At 44.3% G+C, this 17,730-nt stretch carries 12 protein-coding genes and 1 pseudogene; 7 read left to right on the forward strand and 6 right to left on the reverse strand.

What is annotated here, in order from left to right; all coding sequences use genetic code 11:
• Positions 1–108: 108 nt before the first annotated feature.
• Positions 109–1,131 carry a helix-turn-helix transcriptional regulator gene (locus F0226_RS13390; protein WP_171736112.1) on the reverse strand — a complete coding sequence of 341 codons (1,023 nt, stop codon included), beginning with the start codon at positions 1,129–1,131 and terminating at the stop codon, positions 109–111.
• Positions 1,132–1,364: 233 nt separating this feature from the next.
• On the opposite strand from F0226_RS13390, the gene F0226_RS13395 reads away from it, so the two are divergent.
• The 7 genes and pseudogenes from F0226_RS13395 to F0226_RS22685 all read left to right on the forward strand — a co-directional run.
• Entirely contained in the window at positions 1,365–2,672 is a 1,308-nt protein-coding gene (locus F0226_RS13395; RefSeq protein ID WP_171736113.1) for an acetyl-CoA hydrolase/transferase C-terminal domain-containing protein, read from the forward strand.
• Positions 2,673–2,684: 12 nt separating this feature from the next.
• A complete protein-coding gene (fadB, locus tag F0226_RS13400; RefSeq protein WP_171736114.1) occupies positions 2,685–4,841 on the forward strand; it encodes a fatty acid oxidation complex subunit alpha FadB in 2,157 nt (718 codons plus the stop codon).
• A 15-nt stretch (positions 4,842–4,856) separates the two neighbouring features.
• A complete protein-coding gene (gene fadA / locus F0226_RS13405) occupies positions 4,857–6,017 on the forward strand; it encodes an acetyl-CoA C-acyltransferase FadA (RefSeq protein ID WP_171736115.1) in 1,161 nt (386 codons plus the stop codon).
• 179 nt (positions 6,018–6,196) lie between these two features.
• The gene (locus F0226_RS13410; protein ID WP_171736116.1) at positions 6,197–7,561 is read left to right on the forward strand and encodes a serine hydrolase domain-containing protein; all 1,365 of its coding nucleotides are present in this window, start codon (positions 6,197–6,199) and stop codon (positions 7,559–7,561) included.
• A gap of 155 nt (positions 7,562–7,716) precedes the next feature.
• Entirely contained in the window at positions 7,717–8,607 is an 891-nt protein-coding gene (locus F0226_RS13415) for a LysR family transcriptional regulator (protein WP_171736117.1), read from the forward strand.
• Positions 8,608–9,004: 397 nt separating this feature from the next.
• Positions 9,005–9,802 (forward strand): hypothetical protein, encoded by a 798-nt coding sequence (locus F0226_RS13420; RefSeq protein WP_171736118.1) that lies wholly within the window; start codon positions 9,005–9,007, stop codon positions 9,800–9,802.
• A gap of 401 nt (positions 9,803–10,203) precedes the next feature.
• A pseudogene (locus tag F0226_RS22685) lies at positions 10,204–10,287 on the forward strand (integrase); the annotation flags it as partial.
• A 465-nt stretch (positions 10,288–10,752) separates the two neighbouring features.
• Here the strand turns inward: F0226_RS22685 and F0226_RS13425 are convergent.
• The 5 genes from F0226_RS13425 to F0226_RS13445 form a co-directional block, all read right to left on the reverse strand.
• Positions 10,753–11,457, reverse strand: a complete 705-nt coding sequence (locus F0226_RS13425) for a response regulator (protein ID WP_171736119.1) — start codon at positions 11,455–11,457, stop codon at positions 10,753–10,755.
• 29 nt (positions 11,458–11,486) lie between these two features.
• The gene (locus tag F0226_RS13430; protein WP_171736120.1) at positions 11,487–12,914 is read right to left on the reverse strand and encodes an ATP-binding protein; all 1,428 of its coding nucleotides are present in this window, start codon (positions 12,912–12,914) and stop codon (positions 11,487–11,489) included.
• Positions 12,915–12,925: 11 nt separating this feature from the next.
• On the reverse strand, positions 12,926–14,920 hold the full coding sequence (locus F0226_RS13435) for a MacB family efflux pump subunit (RefSeq protein ID WP_171736121.1): 1,995 nt from the start codon (positions 14,918–14,920) through the stop codon (positions 12,926–12,928).
• Between the two features lie 2 nt (positions 14,921–14,922).
• Positions 14,923–16,149 (reverse strand): efflux RND transporter periplasmic adaptor subunit, encoded by a 1,227-nt coding sequence (locus tag F0226_RS13440; protein ID WP_171736122.1) that lies wholly within the window; start codon positions 16,147–16,149, stop codon positions 14,923–14,925.
• Positions 16,150–16,628: 479 nt separating this feature from the next.
• The gene (locus F0226_RS13445) at positions 16,629–17,507 is read right to left on the reverse strand and encodes a hypothetical protein (RefSeq protein WP_171736123.1); all 879 of its coding nucleotides are present in this window, start codon (positions 17,505–17,507) and stop codon (positions 16,629–16,631) included.
• Positions 17,508–17,730 lie beyond the last annotated feature (223 nt).

The following is a 17,730-nucleotide window of genomic DNA, read 5'->3' on the forward strand; positions in this document are numbered from 1 at the left end:
GACAGAATCTGCGAGTATTAAAACAACCCTCCACGCTCATTACTTGGCAAAACAGGACATCTTATTAACCGTTCAAGACATCCCAATTTTTTTTGATATGAATCATAATCAGGCGTCCTTCATCTTAGTGTCTTGCCTTATTGACATTGGCGATACGCCCGTCCATCTCTTAAACGCACGCGAAAAAGTGCTCAAGTCTGAAAAGCCTATTTGGTAGGCGATTTCGGTCATATTGACTTTTCCGGCATCAAGAAGGTGTAGCGCTTTTTCAAGCTTATACTTTTCGATAACCCCTCGATAACTGGTATTTTGCTGTGAAAGGTGTCGATTTAAGGTGCGTAAGTTCATATTCAGCGCATCGGCAATCACACGGCCATTTACATCAACTAAGTTGCTCTGTTTATTGAGGAAGTGATAAATTTGAAGAATTAAATCATCTTTTTTCAGCCGTTCCGCCTCTTCTCGCAATAGGTTCACACAAGAAAAGTGAAGATTTTTGTCACTATGGGTGAGGGGAATATGAAGAAAACGCTTAGGTATAACCAGCTTACGGATCGGTGACCCTTCCACTATTGTGCAGCACATTGCCTGCTCTAGTAGCGCGTTTTCTTCCTCGCGATAGCGATGCTCTATCAAGCAAACATCCAGCATCACTTTGCTATCGCTTAACACCTTGTGAATGATTTTAATCACCACGGCGATAAACAAGGTGATCCCAAGGTAACTGACTTTTGAATCGTTACCCAGCGACTCCGTATCCATCACCCAAAGCTCGGCATTGCCTTGGCGATCACGTTTATAAACCAAGCGCACTGGCGCACTCAACACGATCACGTACTCCTGCAGCACTCTCAGCAAGCTATCAAGATCTCGCGCCGTCCATAGCGCAGTCGAAAAGCTGCCAAACGTCAATGATTCTACAGTCTCGGCAATGTTAGCCAACATGATTGGTGTCTCATTTTTCTGATACGCGTGATAAAGCGCAGAGCGTAAATCCTGCACATTGACCCTAGCTTCGTCATTGCAACGAATTGCTTGAATCAACGACTCCTCTCCTATCGGCTTCAACAACTTTACCCATCCAGCATGGACAGAAAGCGCGTTGTCAAAAACTGATTTTTTATGATTCATATCACTTAACACCCTAAATTTGTGACTCAATACACAAAGGTAAATACTGTCTCAACTTGCATACTAGCTGTCTCAAAAAGCCAAATATTGACCTCCATCAACAGAGTAAGCTGTATGTAGTGAAACGGACTTTCTTCCCTACATAAATCAAATTGAGCAGGATACATCGGACATTTTCACGGTTGAGAAGTCGATGTCAAATAGTTCAATATACGAAAACAGAGAGCGTCACTATGACTGACTGGAAAAATCAATTCGCCGAAAAAATCATCTCGTTGGAGTCGGCAGTAGGAAAAATTGAATCGGGCGATAAAATCTGGGCTGGTGGCTTGCTGTCGATGCCAGTTATTTTTCTACAGGAACTCGACAAACACCTGAACCAATTTCAAGGCTGTGAGCTATACACAGGTCTAATGACTTACCCATACGAGTTCCTAAAACCTCAATATAAAGAGAACTTCAAACACATCAGCCTTTTCATGGGCCCGCTAGAGCGCAAGTGCCAGCATGGCGGTAACATTGAAGTCATGAACTTCCACTTCTCAAACTTCAAGCAAACGTTCGCAAAACTACAACCAAACACAGTCATTATTGAGGTGACTCCACCAAATGCTGATGGTTACGTAAGCCTAGGCGCGTGTGGCGGTGTTGGCAGCAAAGAAGCCCTGAAGTACGCAGAAAAAGTCCTTTTCGTGGTGAACGACCAACAGCCATTCATCGGCAACAAGGATAACCTTATTCATATTGACTACGCTGACTTCATTATTGAAGGCCACCACAGTGTTGCCACGCCAAAAGCGGGCGAATCAAGCGAACTAGAGCAACAAATCGCCGAGCACGTTAGTCCATACATTAAAGACGGCATGACGGTACAAATTGGTATTGGCACCATTTCTAATGCAATGGGCATGGCGCTACGAGACCGCAAAGACTTGGGTATCCACACTGAAATGTTTACCGAATCTCTAATGGAAATGTGTAAAGCGGGCGCGGTGAGCGGCAAGCTAAAAAACTACAAGCCGAACAAAATCATCACTGCGTTTGCAGCCGGTCCTCAAGAAGTGATGGACTTCCTACACAACAACGACGCCATTGAAATGGGTGGTATGGCCGATGTGGTCGACGCTTACGAAGTAGCCAAAAACGACAACTTCGTTTCAATCAACACCTGTGTCATGGTTGATGTGGTTGGTCAAGTCGCGTCTGAAGGCGTCGGCTTCTCACAAATTTCTGGCTCTGGCGGTCAACTTGACTTCGTTCGCGCAGCAGGCATGTCGAAAGGCGGCGTCAGCATTCTGGCCCTATCTTCAACACGTGATGGTAAAGAAGGTCTGGAGTCAAACATCCGCATTGCACTTCCAACAGGAACACCTATCACTACGCCTCGCAACGACACGCAAGTTGTTGTCACCGAATACGGCGCAGCCGACCTACGTGGTTTGACGACGCCACAACGCGTGAAAACCCTCATCAACATTGCTCACCCAGAGTTTAGAGATGAGCTTCTAGAGCAAGCGACAAAACTTGGTTTGGCTAAATAAGGAGCCCAGATTATGTACAAAGGTCAATTTTTCACCCTAAATACGCTGGGCGACAAGCAATCGGTTGAACTAGTCTTCAACGCTGAAAAAGATCCAGTCAATACACTACGTAATGCCGCGCTAACAGAGCTTGAAGCGTGTATTACTCTTCTTGAACAAGATAAGCCAAAAGGCCTCATCATTCGTTCTGGAAAAAAGCTATTCAGTGCAGGTGCTGATGTGAAAGCCTTCCGCGATCTATTTAAAGACGGTGACGCGGCGATTACACCTTTCCTAGATTGGGTACACTCTATCTACAACCGCATTGAAGATCTCGATTGCCCAAAAGTAGCAATCATCAATGGTGTAGCGGCGGGCGGCGGTGTTGAGCTGTCTTTATTAGCTGACTACCGCTTAGCAACTGCCGATGCGAAAATCAGTTTACCAGAAGTGAAACTTGGCATTATGCCTGGTTGGGGCGGTGTTACGCGTCTTCCACGTATCGTTGGCGTTGATACAGCTCTGGCTTGGCTGACTACAGGCAAAAATTTCTCAGCTGAAAAAGCGCTAAGTGATCACGTGGTTGACGGCATCATTGAACCAAACCAAGAAAATCAGGTAGAGCAAGCGCTGCGCGTAATCGAGCGTGCGCAGCGCGGTGAACTGGACTGGCAGGCACGTCAATCAGAAAAACGCCAAGCCCTGCCAATCAATGACCTAGAGCTAGCGATGTCAGTTAATGTCGCTCGTGGCATGGTGGCAAAAGTGGCAGGCCCTCACTACCCTGCCCCTGGCATTATTCTCGATACCGTATTCAACGCCGCGCGTTGCACTCGTGATGAAGCGTTGAAAGTTGAAGCAAAAGGCATCGTGGCTTGTGCAGAAAGCGGGGTAGCTGATGCACTGGTGAATGTTTTCCTAAGCGATATGGCGGTAAAAGCGGCGGCGAAAAAGCACGCTGAACAGTCTGATGTGAAAAAAACAGCACAAGTCGGCGTGATCGGCGCAGGCATCATGGGTGGCGGCATTGCCTATGTGAGTGCCGACCGTGGCATTGATGTGGTAATGAAAGACATCAACAAGCAAGGTCTCGATCTTGGTCTATCAGAAGCGAACAACCTTTTAACCAAGCAAGTCGAACGTAAGAAGAAAACCCCACTCGAGATGGGTAATGTCCTAAATCGCATCGTGCCGACACTGCACGACGCGACACTGGCAGACAACGACCTGGTCATCGAAGCTGTGGTTGAAAACCCAATGGTGAAAGAGAAAGTTCTGGCTCAACTTGAAGAGACGGCACCTAACGCCATCATCGCATCAAATACATCAACGCTGATGATCAGTGGGCTAGCTCAGGCACTGAAAAAGCCAGAAAACTTCTGTGGTATCCACTTCTTCAACCCTGTACACCGTATGCCACTAGTCGAAGTGATTCGTGGTGAGAAAACGTCAACTGAAACTATCAGCAAAGCCGTCAACTACGTTCTCCAATTAGGCAAAGTGCCTGTTGTGGTCAATGATTGTGCTGGCTTCTTGGTAAACCGTTGTTTAACCCCTTACTTCCTAGCATTCAACCAGCTACTAGTTGATGGTGGCAGCGTCGCGCAAGCAGACAAAGTCATGAGCAAAGGCTTTGGATGGCCAATGGGTCCGGCACACCTCGCGGATGTAATTGGCCTTGATACAGCTAAACACTGTATGGATGTCATGGATGAAGCCTTCCCAGCTCGCCTAGGTAAACCTCAAGTCAACCTGATTGAAATGCTATGTGAAAGTGGACAGCTTGGCCAAAAATCTGAACACGGCTTCTATAGCTACCAAAAAGATCGTAGAGGTCGTCTACAGCCGGCACTCAGCATTGATACTCAAGTACTACTTGATAGCGAATGTGCTACTCCTGCGGTATTTAGCGATGAAGATGTGACCATGCGCATGATGCTACCAATGATGTTTGAAGCAATTCGCTGTCTAGATGAAGGCATCATCAGTTCTCCTCAAGAGGGCGATATCGCGTTTGTTTATGGTACGGGCTTCCCTCCATTCCGCGGTGGCATTTTCTACTACATGGACAGCCTTGGTCTCGATAACTTAGTAGAACTCGCGCAAAAACACGAAGCATTGGGTTCACTCTACACGATACCTCAAAGTCTGCTTGAACGTGCGAACAACAACCAAAGCTTTTACGCCTAATTGGGAGAAACAAAAATGAAAAATGTAGTGATTGTTGATGCTATCCGTACTCCTATGGGTAAATCAAAAAATGGTGTGTTCCGCCACATCCGTGCTGACGATCTATCTGCACACCTCATGAAAAGCATGATTAAGCGTCAACCTAACCTTGATGCAACGCTTATCGACGACGTCATTTGGGGCTGTGTGCAACAAACTGAAGAGCAAGGTGCGAATCTAGCTCGCATCGCGGCTCTGCAAGCTGGCCTTCCTGAGACAGTACCCGCAACCACAGTCAACAGATTGTGTGGATCATCAATGGATGCATTACACATGGCAACACGTGCCATTAAAGCTGGCGACTCAGATGTAGTGCTTGTCGGTGGTGTTGAACACATGGGCCACGTGCCAATGACAAAAGGCATCAGCATGAACCCATATAATCGCAACATGGCGCAAGCCTCTGCGATGATGGGACTGACTGCAGAAGCCCTTGGCAAGATGCATAAAGTATCGCGTGAAGAACAAGATGAGCTAGGCGCTCGTTCTCATCGTCTTGCTCATCAAGCCACCCTTGAAGGTCGCTTTGATAACGAGATTGTCCCAACACTAGGCCACGATGCTGAGGGGCTGCCGATTTTAGTCAAACACGATGAAGTTATTCGACCTGAAACCACGGCGGAGTCACTGTCTACTCTTCGCCCTGTATTCGACCCACGCGGCACAGTCACTGCGGGTACTTCCTCTGCCTTGTCTGACGGCGCGTCATGTCTACTAGTGATGAGCGAAGAAAAAGCCATCAAACTTGGATTAAAAGCAAGAGCACGCGTAATTGCTGCGACCAGCGCAGGTGTTCCTGCTGCGATCATGGGTTATGGCCCAGTTCCAGCAACACAAAAAGCGCTGATGAAAGCAGAATTAAACATTGACCAAATCGATTTTGCTGAAGTCAACGAAGCGTTTGCTGCTCAAGCGATTCCTTGTCTAAAAGACCTTGGGTTGTGGGAACAACGTGATGACAAAGTCAACCTGCATGGTGGTGCGATTTCACTGGGTCACCCACTCGGTTGTTCTGGCGCGCGCATTGTCGGCTCTCTGATCAACATCATGGAGCAACATGGCGGGCGCTACGGCCTTGCGACCATGTGTATTGGTATGGGTCAAGGCATAACGACCATTATTGAACGCATTGAATAAAGAAGACTGAAGTTAACCAAAGCCAAAGAGCTCTGTCCTACCCTGAGCTCTTTTTCCGCCACTAGTTAACTTGGAAGGAAAGACCCTACATAATTGAATTTTTTGTTTTGGAATTCGCGTTATTATCATTATCGAAACAAACATTCTGTTCCTATAAATAACCACCTTCGGTGAAAATTATGAAAAAATTTACCTTAACCACACTCACATTCGCACTCCTATCAGCATCTGCTCACGCAAATGTACCAGCAGAGCATCCACTAGCTAAGTACCTTAAAGCGCCTGGCGCAACAGTAACCTTGCCAGTGTCTGCTGCTAAACAACCGTTTGATCTCAACTTTGTTCAGGGTGCATACGACAGCTTTGAGAGCTTTCATGCTCAAATGGGTGGTGATCATACTCTGTACTATCTGACAAACTTCAGCTCAGTTATGCGCACTGATATGGTCAATCCAGCAACAGAACAAAAAATATTGTCACGTAATATCAACTCAGAGATCGGTAATATCACAGTAACAACTGACAGTGAAGGCGAGTTGAAGATGGATGATTACTTCGTTCACCCAACATTCCGCCACCAAGGTGTCATGATGATTCACAAAGGTGAAGTCGTATACGAAGCGTACCCTGGTATGCAGCCAACCGATTCCCATATATGGATGTCGGCGTCTAAAACACTGACAGGCTTAATCACCGCTATCTTAGCTGAAGAAGGCAAGCTCGACATGAATGCTTCAGCAGCTCAGTATGTGCCAGAACTTAAAGGCACAGCTTGGGAAAAGGTGACCATTCTCGACTTAGTTAATCACACTGCTGGTCTGGATCACGAGGAAAACAATCAATCCATCCTCGATCCAGAAGGCGTTTTTGTTCGCTTCGTAAGCTCTGCACTTGGTACAACCGAACGCTGTGCAACAGGCGAAACATGGCGTGATGTCCTAAAAGATGTTCAACCTTTAGAAAATGAACAGCCAGGCGAGCGTTTCCGCTACTCTTCGATTAACACTCATGTACTTGGTCAAGTTATTCAAAATGTGACAAACAAACGTTGGACTGATGTTGCTGAAGAAAATATTTGGGGCAAACTAGGCGCTCGTATGCCGCTAATGGTTCACTTAACCCCTGATGGTACGCCATTAAACCTAGCCATTATATCTTCCACCTTAGAAGACTTCGCCAAATTCGCGACAATGTTCACACCAAGTTGGGACAAAGTGGCACATGAACAAGTTGTAACTCCAGATCTACTTGAACGTATTCGCTCTGCAGGCAGTGCTGAAGCTTTTGCTGGCGGTCATAAAGAAAATCAAGCCATGGGGCTATTTGCAGAAAAGCCGGTTAAAGGAGCGTACCAGTTCGACTTTATTTTTGAAGACGGTGCGATGTACAAACATGGTAACACTGGTCAAGGTATCTACGTTGACCCAGCGCGTGACTTCGCAGCCGTTTACTTCGGAGCAACACCTTATGTGACACCTTACGGTGAAATTAAAGCGCCAGCTTACTTCCGCAAAGTTGCAAAGCAGCTAGCTAACGCAAAGTAAGCACACCAATTTATCGGGATAAGACCAAAGCCTAAGCGGAAACGTTTAGGCTTTTTTTCGACTCATTTTGGGTTCCCTTTCAGCCTGAGTTGTAGCCATGACAATCCACCAAGAAACCAGTATCTTATATAAAAATACCTCGACAAGGTTTCTCTATGCTCTCAATTGAACAGATTCACGCATTTACTCTGGTTTACCAACATGGCTCATACAGTGCAGCGGCACGCGCAGCAAACAAGGAGCGCAGTACAATAAGGGAGCAAGTTGTTACCTTAGAAGATATTGTCGGTGTTGAGCTGTTCCAAATTGAAGGACGAAAAGCAAAGCCAACCGATGCGGCCCACCAGCTCATCTCTCGGGCAACCAACTTAAGCAAACAAGCCAAAGATTTTGAGCTCACCGCTTTCTCCTTACTCGATGATCCACTAGAAAAACTGATCGTAATGCATGATGACCAGATCCCAAGTGGCTGGATAAGTTCTGCCATTATGGAGATTAAGCAGCAGTTCCCTCAACTGACTATTGACATCATCTGCGCATCAAGAAAGCATGCTTATGACTGCCTTGAAAAGAGCGAATGCCACATAGCAATCATGGCTACCGAAAACTCACCCAGAACTCAAGCTCGAATTGACACTCACTATATTGGTAACTTAGCCCTTGGGGCCTATGTCAGCCCAGACTCACTTCTCGCTGCACAAGATATCGTATCAATTGAGCAACTCAGGCTCGAAACCCAATTTGAACTGTCGCAAACGAAAGAAGGCGACTTGGGCTGCTTTCGCGTCTCAAATACTATTGAGAAAGTCAGCTCACTCACTCTTGCAAGTGCTCTGCTCACTCAAGGAGGTTGGATAGCGCTATCTTGCCCATTAGCAGAGTCGTTCGTTCAACAGAATCTTCTACAACCGCTCTTGCTTAATGAAGCAACACGTAATTACATGCGAGGAGTTTGTCTTTTTTTTGGCTTATCCAGCAATAATCGAGAAGAAATTCGTTTTTCGCTAGATTGCTTTAATCGTCATGCTCACCCGTACTTAATGTAAATACAAATGCCGGCCCATTCAGCCGGCATTTTTGCACTTTTCCATACAACAACACTCTCCTGCCTGCTTTTTAGCAGCAATCGCTTCACTATTTTCTCAACCTTTTCATTATCTCCACGTAGATCGCGAACTGAGTTTTTAGAAAATATGACCTGTATCAACAATTTATCCTTTGTCCTAGCTGGCCAACCCACTGACCCAAAATGCAAAGCGAAAAACATGTTCACTTGCTTTAATGACCCTACGAATTGAGTGACACAACGCGTATGAAGGTAAGAACCTATTCCCATAATTTTTCATATACGCCTGTCACCATTCCATATTTAAACATTGGTCATGCAAGGAAGCACCTTTGTCCATTAATGAAGTAAAAAGGTTATTAATCCGAGGTGAACCCATGAAGAAAACAACAATTGCTGCAACGTTACTAGTCATGCTTTCGAGTACCGCTATTGCCGAAGAACAAGAAAGCGAAGTCATCAACCCTTCCGACCTAACACGCGTTTATACCCAAGCCGCTGTATTTCTCGACTCCAATGCTGACGTTCGAATGTCAGGAATGATGTCTGGCGCATGGTCTGACGACATTCAATTTGCTGGCTTTGCAGAAGGCACAATTGGCAACGATGACGCTAAAGTTGATGGGAAACATAAGGTTGGTACAGACTACCAAAAAGGTCGTGTGCAATACTTTCAAGTTCATGCGCTAGACAATCATTTAATGCCGCGCGTTGGCTTCTCGACCGATTTAATCCACCAAAATGGCGAAGCTGGAACCGCTAAAAATTCAGGACTAAAAGATACAACGTTGTTTTCAGCAGGTGTCATCGGTCTGATCAATCCTGCCTACACCTTTGGCGCTAAAGTGTTTCCGAACATCGCTTACACCACAGGTAACGTGTTTGGTGAAAGTGCAGATGGTTACATGCTAAACATGTTTCTGACGAAAGAAATTGGCGACTCAGGCAGCTTCATTCAGTTTTCACCAGAGTACTTCAAAGCAGAAGGTGATGTGGTCTCTATGGAGTCAAGTAAGCTCAATTTCTTTGTCAGCGCACCGACTCGCTCTGACCGTACTCAATGGTTAATGACGCGTTTTGAATACGGCTCAGCCGATGTCGTTTTGCCTGATGGTACTGAAATTAACAATGATCCTGAGCTACGTGTCGAAATCGGCATGAAGTGGTTCTTCTAGTTAGCGGCAAAAGAGAGTGGCTCTAATAAGATCAGTGTACAAAGCTCTGCGCTTATTTCGGGTCACACTCTTTCTCCACAATAAGGTACATTCAGCGATGCTCCATACCTATATCGCCATTTTAGTCGTTTTTATTCTTGTGCTATCAACACCAATTACATTTTCCCGACTGATTCCACACCCCGTAAACCCAACCGATATTGAAAGAGAATTGAGCCAGACCGAGTTAAACCATATTTACACCTTACTGTCCGAGCGTTGAGCATCATTGCTCTCGCACTACTCAGGTAAACATAATTAATCCAACAGACAATACGAAAACCATGATCATAAAACGTCCTGTACTGACAGATTTTGTCACGCTATTTCAGGAAATTATTGCTCATGTTAGGGACGACGGTATCAGCATGACAATGCGCTATGCTCACTTCGCTCCCGACCACCTTTCTGAAGCTATTACGCATAATCCGATCTCCAACCTGTAGCTTATGAACATCAAAAAACAATTTGTCTGCTGCCACTTTGCTGCCACTTACCAAGTTTTAGACAAAAAAAGAGCCACTCTAAAGTGGCTCAATTCTTAAAATTTTAATGTTGAAACAACCATAAAGTGATAAATGTAATTCCTTTCATTTCAGAAAGTTACCAAAAAACAACCATATGTTGATATCGACCAAAACAACCATAAGTTGATAATTTTGTGAATTATACATTTTCGCCAAACTACAGCAGTAAGAAAGTTACTTTCATCACACCAGTCTAGGCAAGCTTAAAATTTATTTTTAACCAATAAATCTTCAAACACATTCCTGGACATTTTTGTGTCAGTGAATTTGCTAATTTAGCTTCTGACGAAGTATCAGGGGTATGGCAAAACTTCGGATCGAGTAGCCAATTTTTATCATCCACTACACACCCAATCGTCATCTCGCTAACTGGCTATACACAGATTATTTAAGTGTTTCATACAACAATTTGTAGCCCACCCCATAAACCGAACGGATAGGGTTCGCTGTTGGTGCAACGGCATGTATTTTTTTACGGATGTTCTTAATGTGGGTATCAATATTTCTGTCTGATACATCCGCAAGATCACTGTAAAGCGCATTGAGAATATCGTCACGACTATACACTCGCCCCGGATGCTCAACCAACAGACGAAGTAACATAAATTCTTTGGGCGTTAAGTCGAGAAAGCAGCCGCTAAATCGAGCCTCATACTCGTCAGGCTTCAATACAAATTGTCCTAAAACTAACTCAGGGCTATGTATGGCAGGATTCGGTTGAATCGCCAAAGTTCGGCGCAGTACCGTTTTGATCCTCGCAATCACCTCTCTAGGGCTAAACGGCTTGCAAATATAATCATCGGCTCCGAGCTCTAAACCAATCAATCGGTCGATCTCTTCACTTTTTGCGGTCACCATAATAATGGGCAACTGAGAGAACTGGCGTACCTGTTTGCATATCTCGATACCGTCCATATCTGGCAACATTAGATCAAGCAGCATTAAGTCAAACGTCTGCGATTTCACCGTCGCCACGACTTCTGCACCCGACGCAAGATGGGTCACTTCAAAACCGCTATTTTGGCAATACGCAATCAAGACTTCGGCAATGTGTTCTTCGTCTTCCACAATCAAAATATGCGTTTTCATTCTCTTCTTCCTCTATCGAAGTCTTATTGTTAGGTAGTATGGCGATGGATTGGTAGGGTTATCATCATTTTAACACCGCCCATATCTGATTTTTTAGCGCAAATAGTGCCTTGATGTGCCTCGATAATTTGCTGACACAATGCCAAACCAATACCGGATCCGCCATGCTCTCGGCTGCGAGATTGTTCTACTCGATAAAAGCGTTCAAATACTTGAGTGAAATCGCCTTCAGGTATCGATGGCGATGTATCTTCGATAATCACCTCAACATTATTTTTATCTTTGCGAAGTGATAAAACAATACCTCCCGGTGCATCGGTATAACGGAAACTATTTTCCATTATATTGATAAACAACTGCGTCAAACGATCTCTATCTGCGATGACGAAGCACTCAGCATTTTCTCTCAAATACAACGCTTCACAATGTAATGCCAACCCAAACTCATCGGTTTTCACCTTAAAGCCAAGTAAAATATCTTTGAGGAGTTCAACGAGATTAAATACTGTTTTTTTGTATGACAATCCACCAATGTCGGTAATGGACAATTGATAAATGTCACCCACCAAATGACTCATTCCATCTATTTGGTCAATCATTACCTGTAAACGCTTTTCATCTGCTTTAAAAATTCCGTCTTGAATCGCATTGAGTTGCCCTCGAACAACCGTTAGGGGTGTTTTCAGTTCGTGTGCAACATCTGACATCCATTTAGAACGTTCCGTTTTGTTCTTCTCCAACGTCTGAGCCAGAATATTTATATTGTCCGTTAGGACACCTAACTCATCGTTGCTATTGCTAACCACTCTTGTAGCAAGGTTACCCTGAATTAATTGAGTCGTACCTTGATTGACCCTAAATATGGGCGCAACCAAGTGACGTGAGAAAAGCCAGGCAGTGACAAACGCAAGGGCAATGACGGCGAGCGTAATAGAGACATAACTTTGATATTGCTCAGCCAAAAATACATTCGCAGGGCTATGTTCGGCCAGTTGTGATGGCACATAACTTAACCAACCAATCACGCTACCCTCGTACTCTATGGCTTGAGTTAACAGGCCTTCATCAATTTGAGAACGGCCAACCACGACCGTTTTATTCACATCATACAAACTGAGCCTTCGCTGTGTTTTCAATAACTGGCTTATACCTGTTGTATCTGTCAGTACAGATAACGACGCATGATCCTCACCCGCTCTTCTCGTGCCAACGAGGCGTCGCCAATGGCCTTTATCGTCTTTTAACGATTGCCACGACCCATTTTCTTGATAAAACTCGCCTAATTTCTGGCTGACTTGTTCGACATAGCTCGATTCCGCATCTTTAATGAAATCATGAAAACCTGTTGATAGGTTTTGCATGATCAGAGCGAGCATAATGCACACAGCCAAAAAGCTTGTAATACAAAACGCTAGAAAGAATTTATGAATGATCTTCAGCTTAAAATTCACTTTCAACGTCTGTTTCCTTATCCTTTAGATAGCGCATCTACAGGGTTTAATCTTGCTGCATTTCTGGCCGGCAAGAAACCAAACAGAACCCCAATCAGTGTTGAGCACATAAAGGCGGCAATAATTGAGTTGGTCGAATAAATCAGACTCAATCCACTGCTCATTGATGATATAACCAAGCCCACAACGTAAGCTAAGCCAATACCCAAAGCACCGCCACATAGACACACCAGAACCGCCTCGATTAAAAACTGTCTCATAATATCCGCTTGTCTTGCCCCTACGGCCATTCGGATACCAATCTCTCGTGTGCGCTCGGTGACCGACACCAACATGATATTCATCACACCGATACCACCAACCACCAATGAAATAAAGGCAATAGCCGAGATAAGTAACGTCATCGTTGATGAGGTTTGTTCAATGTTTTCCCTTACCGTATCCGTATTAACAGTAAAGAAGTCTTCTACGCCATGACGCATTTTAATTAAGTTAATGATCGCTTGCTCTGCGGCGACACTCGATACGTCATCACTCACCCTAACTGTAATATCATTGACGTAATTTTGGCTGTAGATACGAGAGTTTACCGTACTATAAGGCAGCCATACATTCAGAGCATCGCTATTACCAGATGCCATTTTACTTGCTTCAGTGACTCCGATAATGCGCACTGGCAACTGGCCCAAAAAGATAACCTGCCCAAGTGCATCACCATCAGGAAAGAGATCGTTTAAGGTGTTATTGTCAATGACTGCGACTTGATCCAATGAAGCGACACTTTTCTCATCAAACAATTGCCCTTGTGCTAACTCAAAACCTTGCACGCGAAAATGGTCAGGACCAACGCCTAGCACCTCTGCGGTGACGACCTCACTAGCATAGCGTACAGTGACATTGGCACGTACGGTTGGCGTCACGCTATCAACAAATGATAGATTCGTTAAGGCATTTGCATCACTTGCGGTTAGCGTTCTTATTCGCCCTGCACGTCTGTCACCTAAACCAGATCCGGGTTTAATTTCAATGGTATTGGTCCCCATCGAAGCCATTTGTGACAACACTTGTGCCTGAGAACCATTACCGATCGCCACTACGGATACCACCGAGGCAATACCGATGATGATCCCCAGCATCGTTAAAAACGTTCTTAGGCGGTGACTGCTCATCGCCGATAGTGACATTTTGAACGCTTCAACAAAGCTGAACCACTGTGCGGAAAATGGCCTTGATGTGAATGTATTCGCTTTTTTTTGTTCTGCAACACTTGTCGATGACGTCTCTATTTCCGAATTAGCTATTGCTGAATGTTTATTTGAGGCGTTATCGTTAGTTATATCACTAACGATTTCACCATCAGATATTTCAATAACACGCTCTGCTGATGCGGCAATTTTAGGGTCATGAGTGACCAGTACAATAGTGTGCCCTTGCTGATGCAACTCTCGAAGTAGCTGCATCATTTCTTTACCGCTGTGACTATCAAGTGCACCGGTCGGTTCATCGGCAAGGATCACCGTACCACCATTAATTAAAGCGCGAGCGACACTGACCCGTTGTTGCTGTCCACCACTTAATTGGCTAGGCTTGTGACCCATACGATCGGCTAATCCCAATCTGTTTAACAACTTCTCTGCGCGTGCCTGACGCGACAATTTATTTTCTGCCGAGTAGAGCGCCGGAATTTCAACGTTTCCGATAGCGGTTAGATCATCCAACAAGTGATAACGCTGAAATATGAAACCAAAATAGTCACGTCGTAACTCTGCTAGTTGGTCTGGATTCATTGCGGAGGTATCTTGACCATTGACCAGATACGCCCCTTCACTGGGTGTATCTAAGCAACCTAAAATATTCATTAGGGTTGATTTACCCGAACCGGATGCCCCCATAATCGCAATCATTTCGCCGCGACGAATAGTCAGATTGACGTTGTTCAATACCGTTAATTCCTCATCACCAGCAGGAAAACGACGACTAAGACCTGAGACTTCTAATAATACGTCATTCATGGTTAAGATCTCCCGCCTCTACCCGGGCCACCATTGCCTCGCCCGCCTTTTTCTTGTCCTAATGTGGATGGCATATTAAAACTGGATGCCGATTTGGTGTTCGCCTGACCCATAACGACTCGCTCGCCTTGCTCTAACCCACTCAGCACTTGCGCATACACCTTATTGTCGATACCAATCTCAACATCTCGCATTTCCAACGCCCCATCAACCAATACAGGGATACGATAACGATTATCGCCCGGCAACTTGCGAGTGAGAATTTGGGATGGAACCAGTAATGCATCTTGCGCTGAATCTAAAACAATCGACACTTGCGCTGTCATACCGAAACGAAGCAACCCTTCCGTGTTGTCGACATCAAATACCGCGTTGTAGTAAATGGCATCGTCATCACCAATGTTAAGCCTACTATCATCACCGGTAAGAAGGGTTGGCCCTGGCTCTATTGTTCTTAGTTCACCATGAAAATAGTGTTGTGGGGCGCCTAAAATCGAAAAATATACTTTTTGTCCTGTCGTGACGTGAATAATGTCGGCTTCAGATACTTGCGCCTTGACCGTCATAACATCGAGTTGAGCCACTTCCACAATGGAAGGCGTAGACTGGTTTGTATTCACGGTTTGCCCCTCTTCGACAGAGACATAAACAACAGTGCCATGAATGGGTGACTCAATCGTCGTGTAGCCTAAATCCAGTTGGGCATCATCAACATTGATCAGCGCTTTCTCTTTTTCAGCAACCAGTTGGTCTAATTCCGACTTATAAACAAGAAGTTCCGCTTCCGCAGCGTCATACAAAGACTGTGAGGTGAGATTTTTTTCAAGCATCACCTTCTGCCTTTCAAAAGAGAGGTCTGATTGATGAATTTGCGCTACTTTCGCTTGATATTGAGCGTTAATATTGGTCAATGATGCTTGAGCTTCTTTTAATGCGTTTTCTTGAGAAAGGTTGTCAATTTGCGCAATGAGAGCACCCGCTTCAAGCCTGTCGCCAACCGAAACGGCTATCGACTCTAACTTTCCGGATACTTGGGCCCCAACATTCACTATTTTGGACGGGTATAACACACCGTTAGTTAGCACCACATCTTCAATATTCCCGATGCGAACAGACTCCGTAGAATACGCCACGGCTGAGGCGTCGTTCTTCATATAAAAATAAGCGGCGACGGCACCGGTAGCGACAACAAGTAAAGTGATCGTCACTAAACGTTTGATATTTTTCATGCGCAAGTTTTCCCAATTTTTTAACTGTTATTAGGATAACGGAAAAATGTGAGGGAACTTTGAGACAAGATTGAATTATAAATCATTGATAATAAATGACTTTAGTTGGTTTGGGTTAAATTGTGTAGTGAGTGTGTGGCGATAAGAGAAGTAACTAGCCTCAACCCAGGAAATTCTGCACCATTTCTTTTTTCAAACTTGTTGTCGTGAGTCTATATCAACATAACCATGCGCTAAGGCTTAGTTGGAGAGTATGTATATGGTTAACACGGCTAAATATTCTGTCGCCAATAGGATTATTGGTCTTGCTTTTTGCCATTCATTAGGTTTTGTATATCAAAATTACCTGAACATATTTATTCGAACTTCAAGGCGTAACCCACAATGGGGCACTTTGAGTTAGAAAGTGCCACGGGTAAAAATTCAACCTGAGAGGCTTTTGGACAATTCTTTGTTACAAAGTGCCAATAGTCACAAATCTAGTTTGGAAAAAGACATTTTGTCCAGTTAGCACAATTTTGAACATAATCTGGATACTTTTCTTGCAACTTAGACAAATCTGGTTTGGTATTATTGATCTTTTCCCAAAAAACTATGTCGTCTTTTTTTGAGCAATCCAAGTCGCCCTTTGGAATACCTCTCCAAAACTCTCCTTTATAGAAGCAACCAATCATATGTTCAGGTATGTCACCACCGATGTAGTATTCTATGCCTTGACCTTCCGCTTTTCCTTCAAACCACTCTCCATCGTATTTGGAATAGCCTTCGATAAACGTCATGCCATACCCATTTCTGAAACCATCTTTAAATTCACCTATGGCAAATGAGTTACTATCTTTCCATTTTAGAATGCCATAGCCATCGGGCTTTCCAACACGCCATTTTCCAATATAAATATCGCCATTATAATATGTACCTGAACCAAAACCATTTTTTTGGCCAATATCATTTCGTTCACCTAAATAGCTAATATACATATCTGTTGATGAGATACCTTCAACTTTAACACCATCCCTGTAAAATACTTCGTACTCTTTCCCTCTTGACATGTTGATTTTGAACCGCCCATGCTCTTTGCCATTTATAAAATTACCTATAGCAATTGCCTTTCCCGCATAATCAGTAATTACTTCCCCATGTAATTCACCTCCAACAAAAGTCCCTTTTCTGAACGTGCCGTTTTGGAAAGTAATAGTGCCATTCCCGCTCGGTATACCATCACATAATTGTCCCTCATACTCCCCTTTTTTATAAGGAAAATTCTCAGCATAAGTTATTTCACATTCTGAGGGCTGTTCCGCTACCGCTTCACTGGCGCCGGAAACAACAAACATTAGAACCAATAAAACAGCTTTCAAATTAATACCTTTCTTCTCTTATAAATATTTCAATCTGTAGTTGATCTTTAGGTTAACAAAAGGAATATCTCTGCCAAACAACGCTAACGATCAATCTTATGAAGTCCATCATAGTATTAATGTATCAACTAGCACGCTCTTCTCGCTGTGATATAGCTCCTTTACCGAGAAGTAGAAGAGAATTTACAACATTAATATTGTAGTGACATAGTACATTGGTCAC

Source organism: Vibrio sp. 99-70-13A1 (assembly GCF_013114625.1).
Classification (GTDB): domain Bacteria; phylum Pseudomonadota; class Gammaproteobacteria; order Enterobacterales; family Vibrionaceae; genus Vibrio.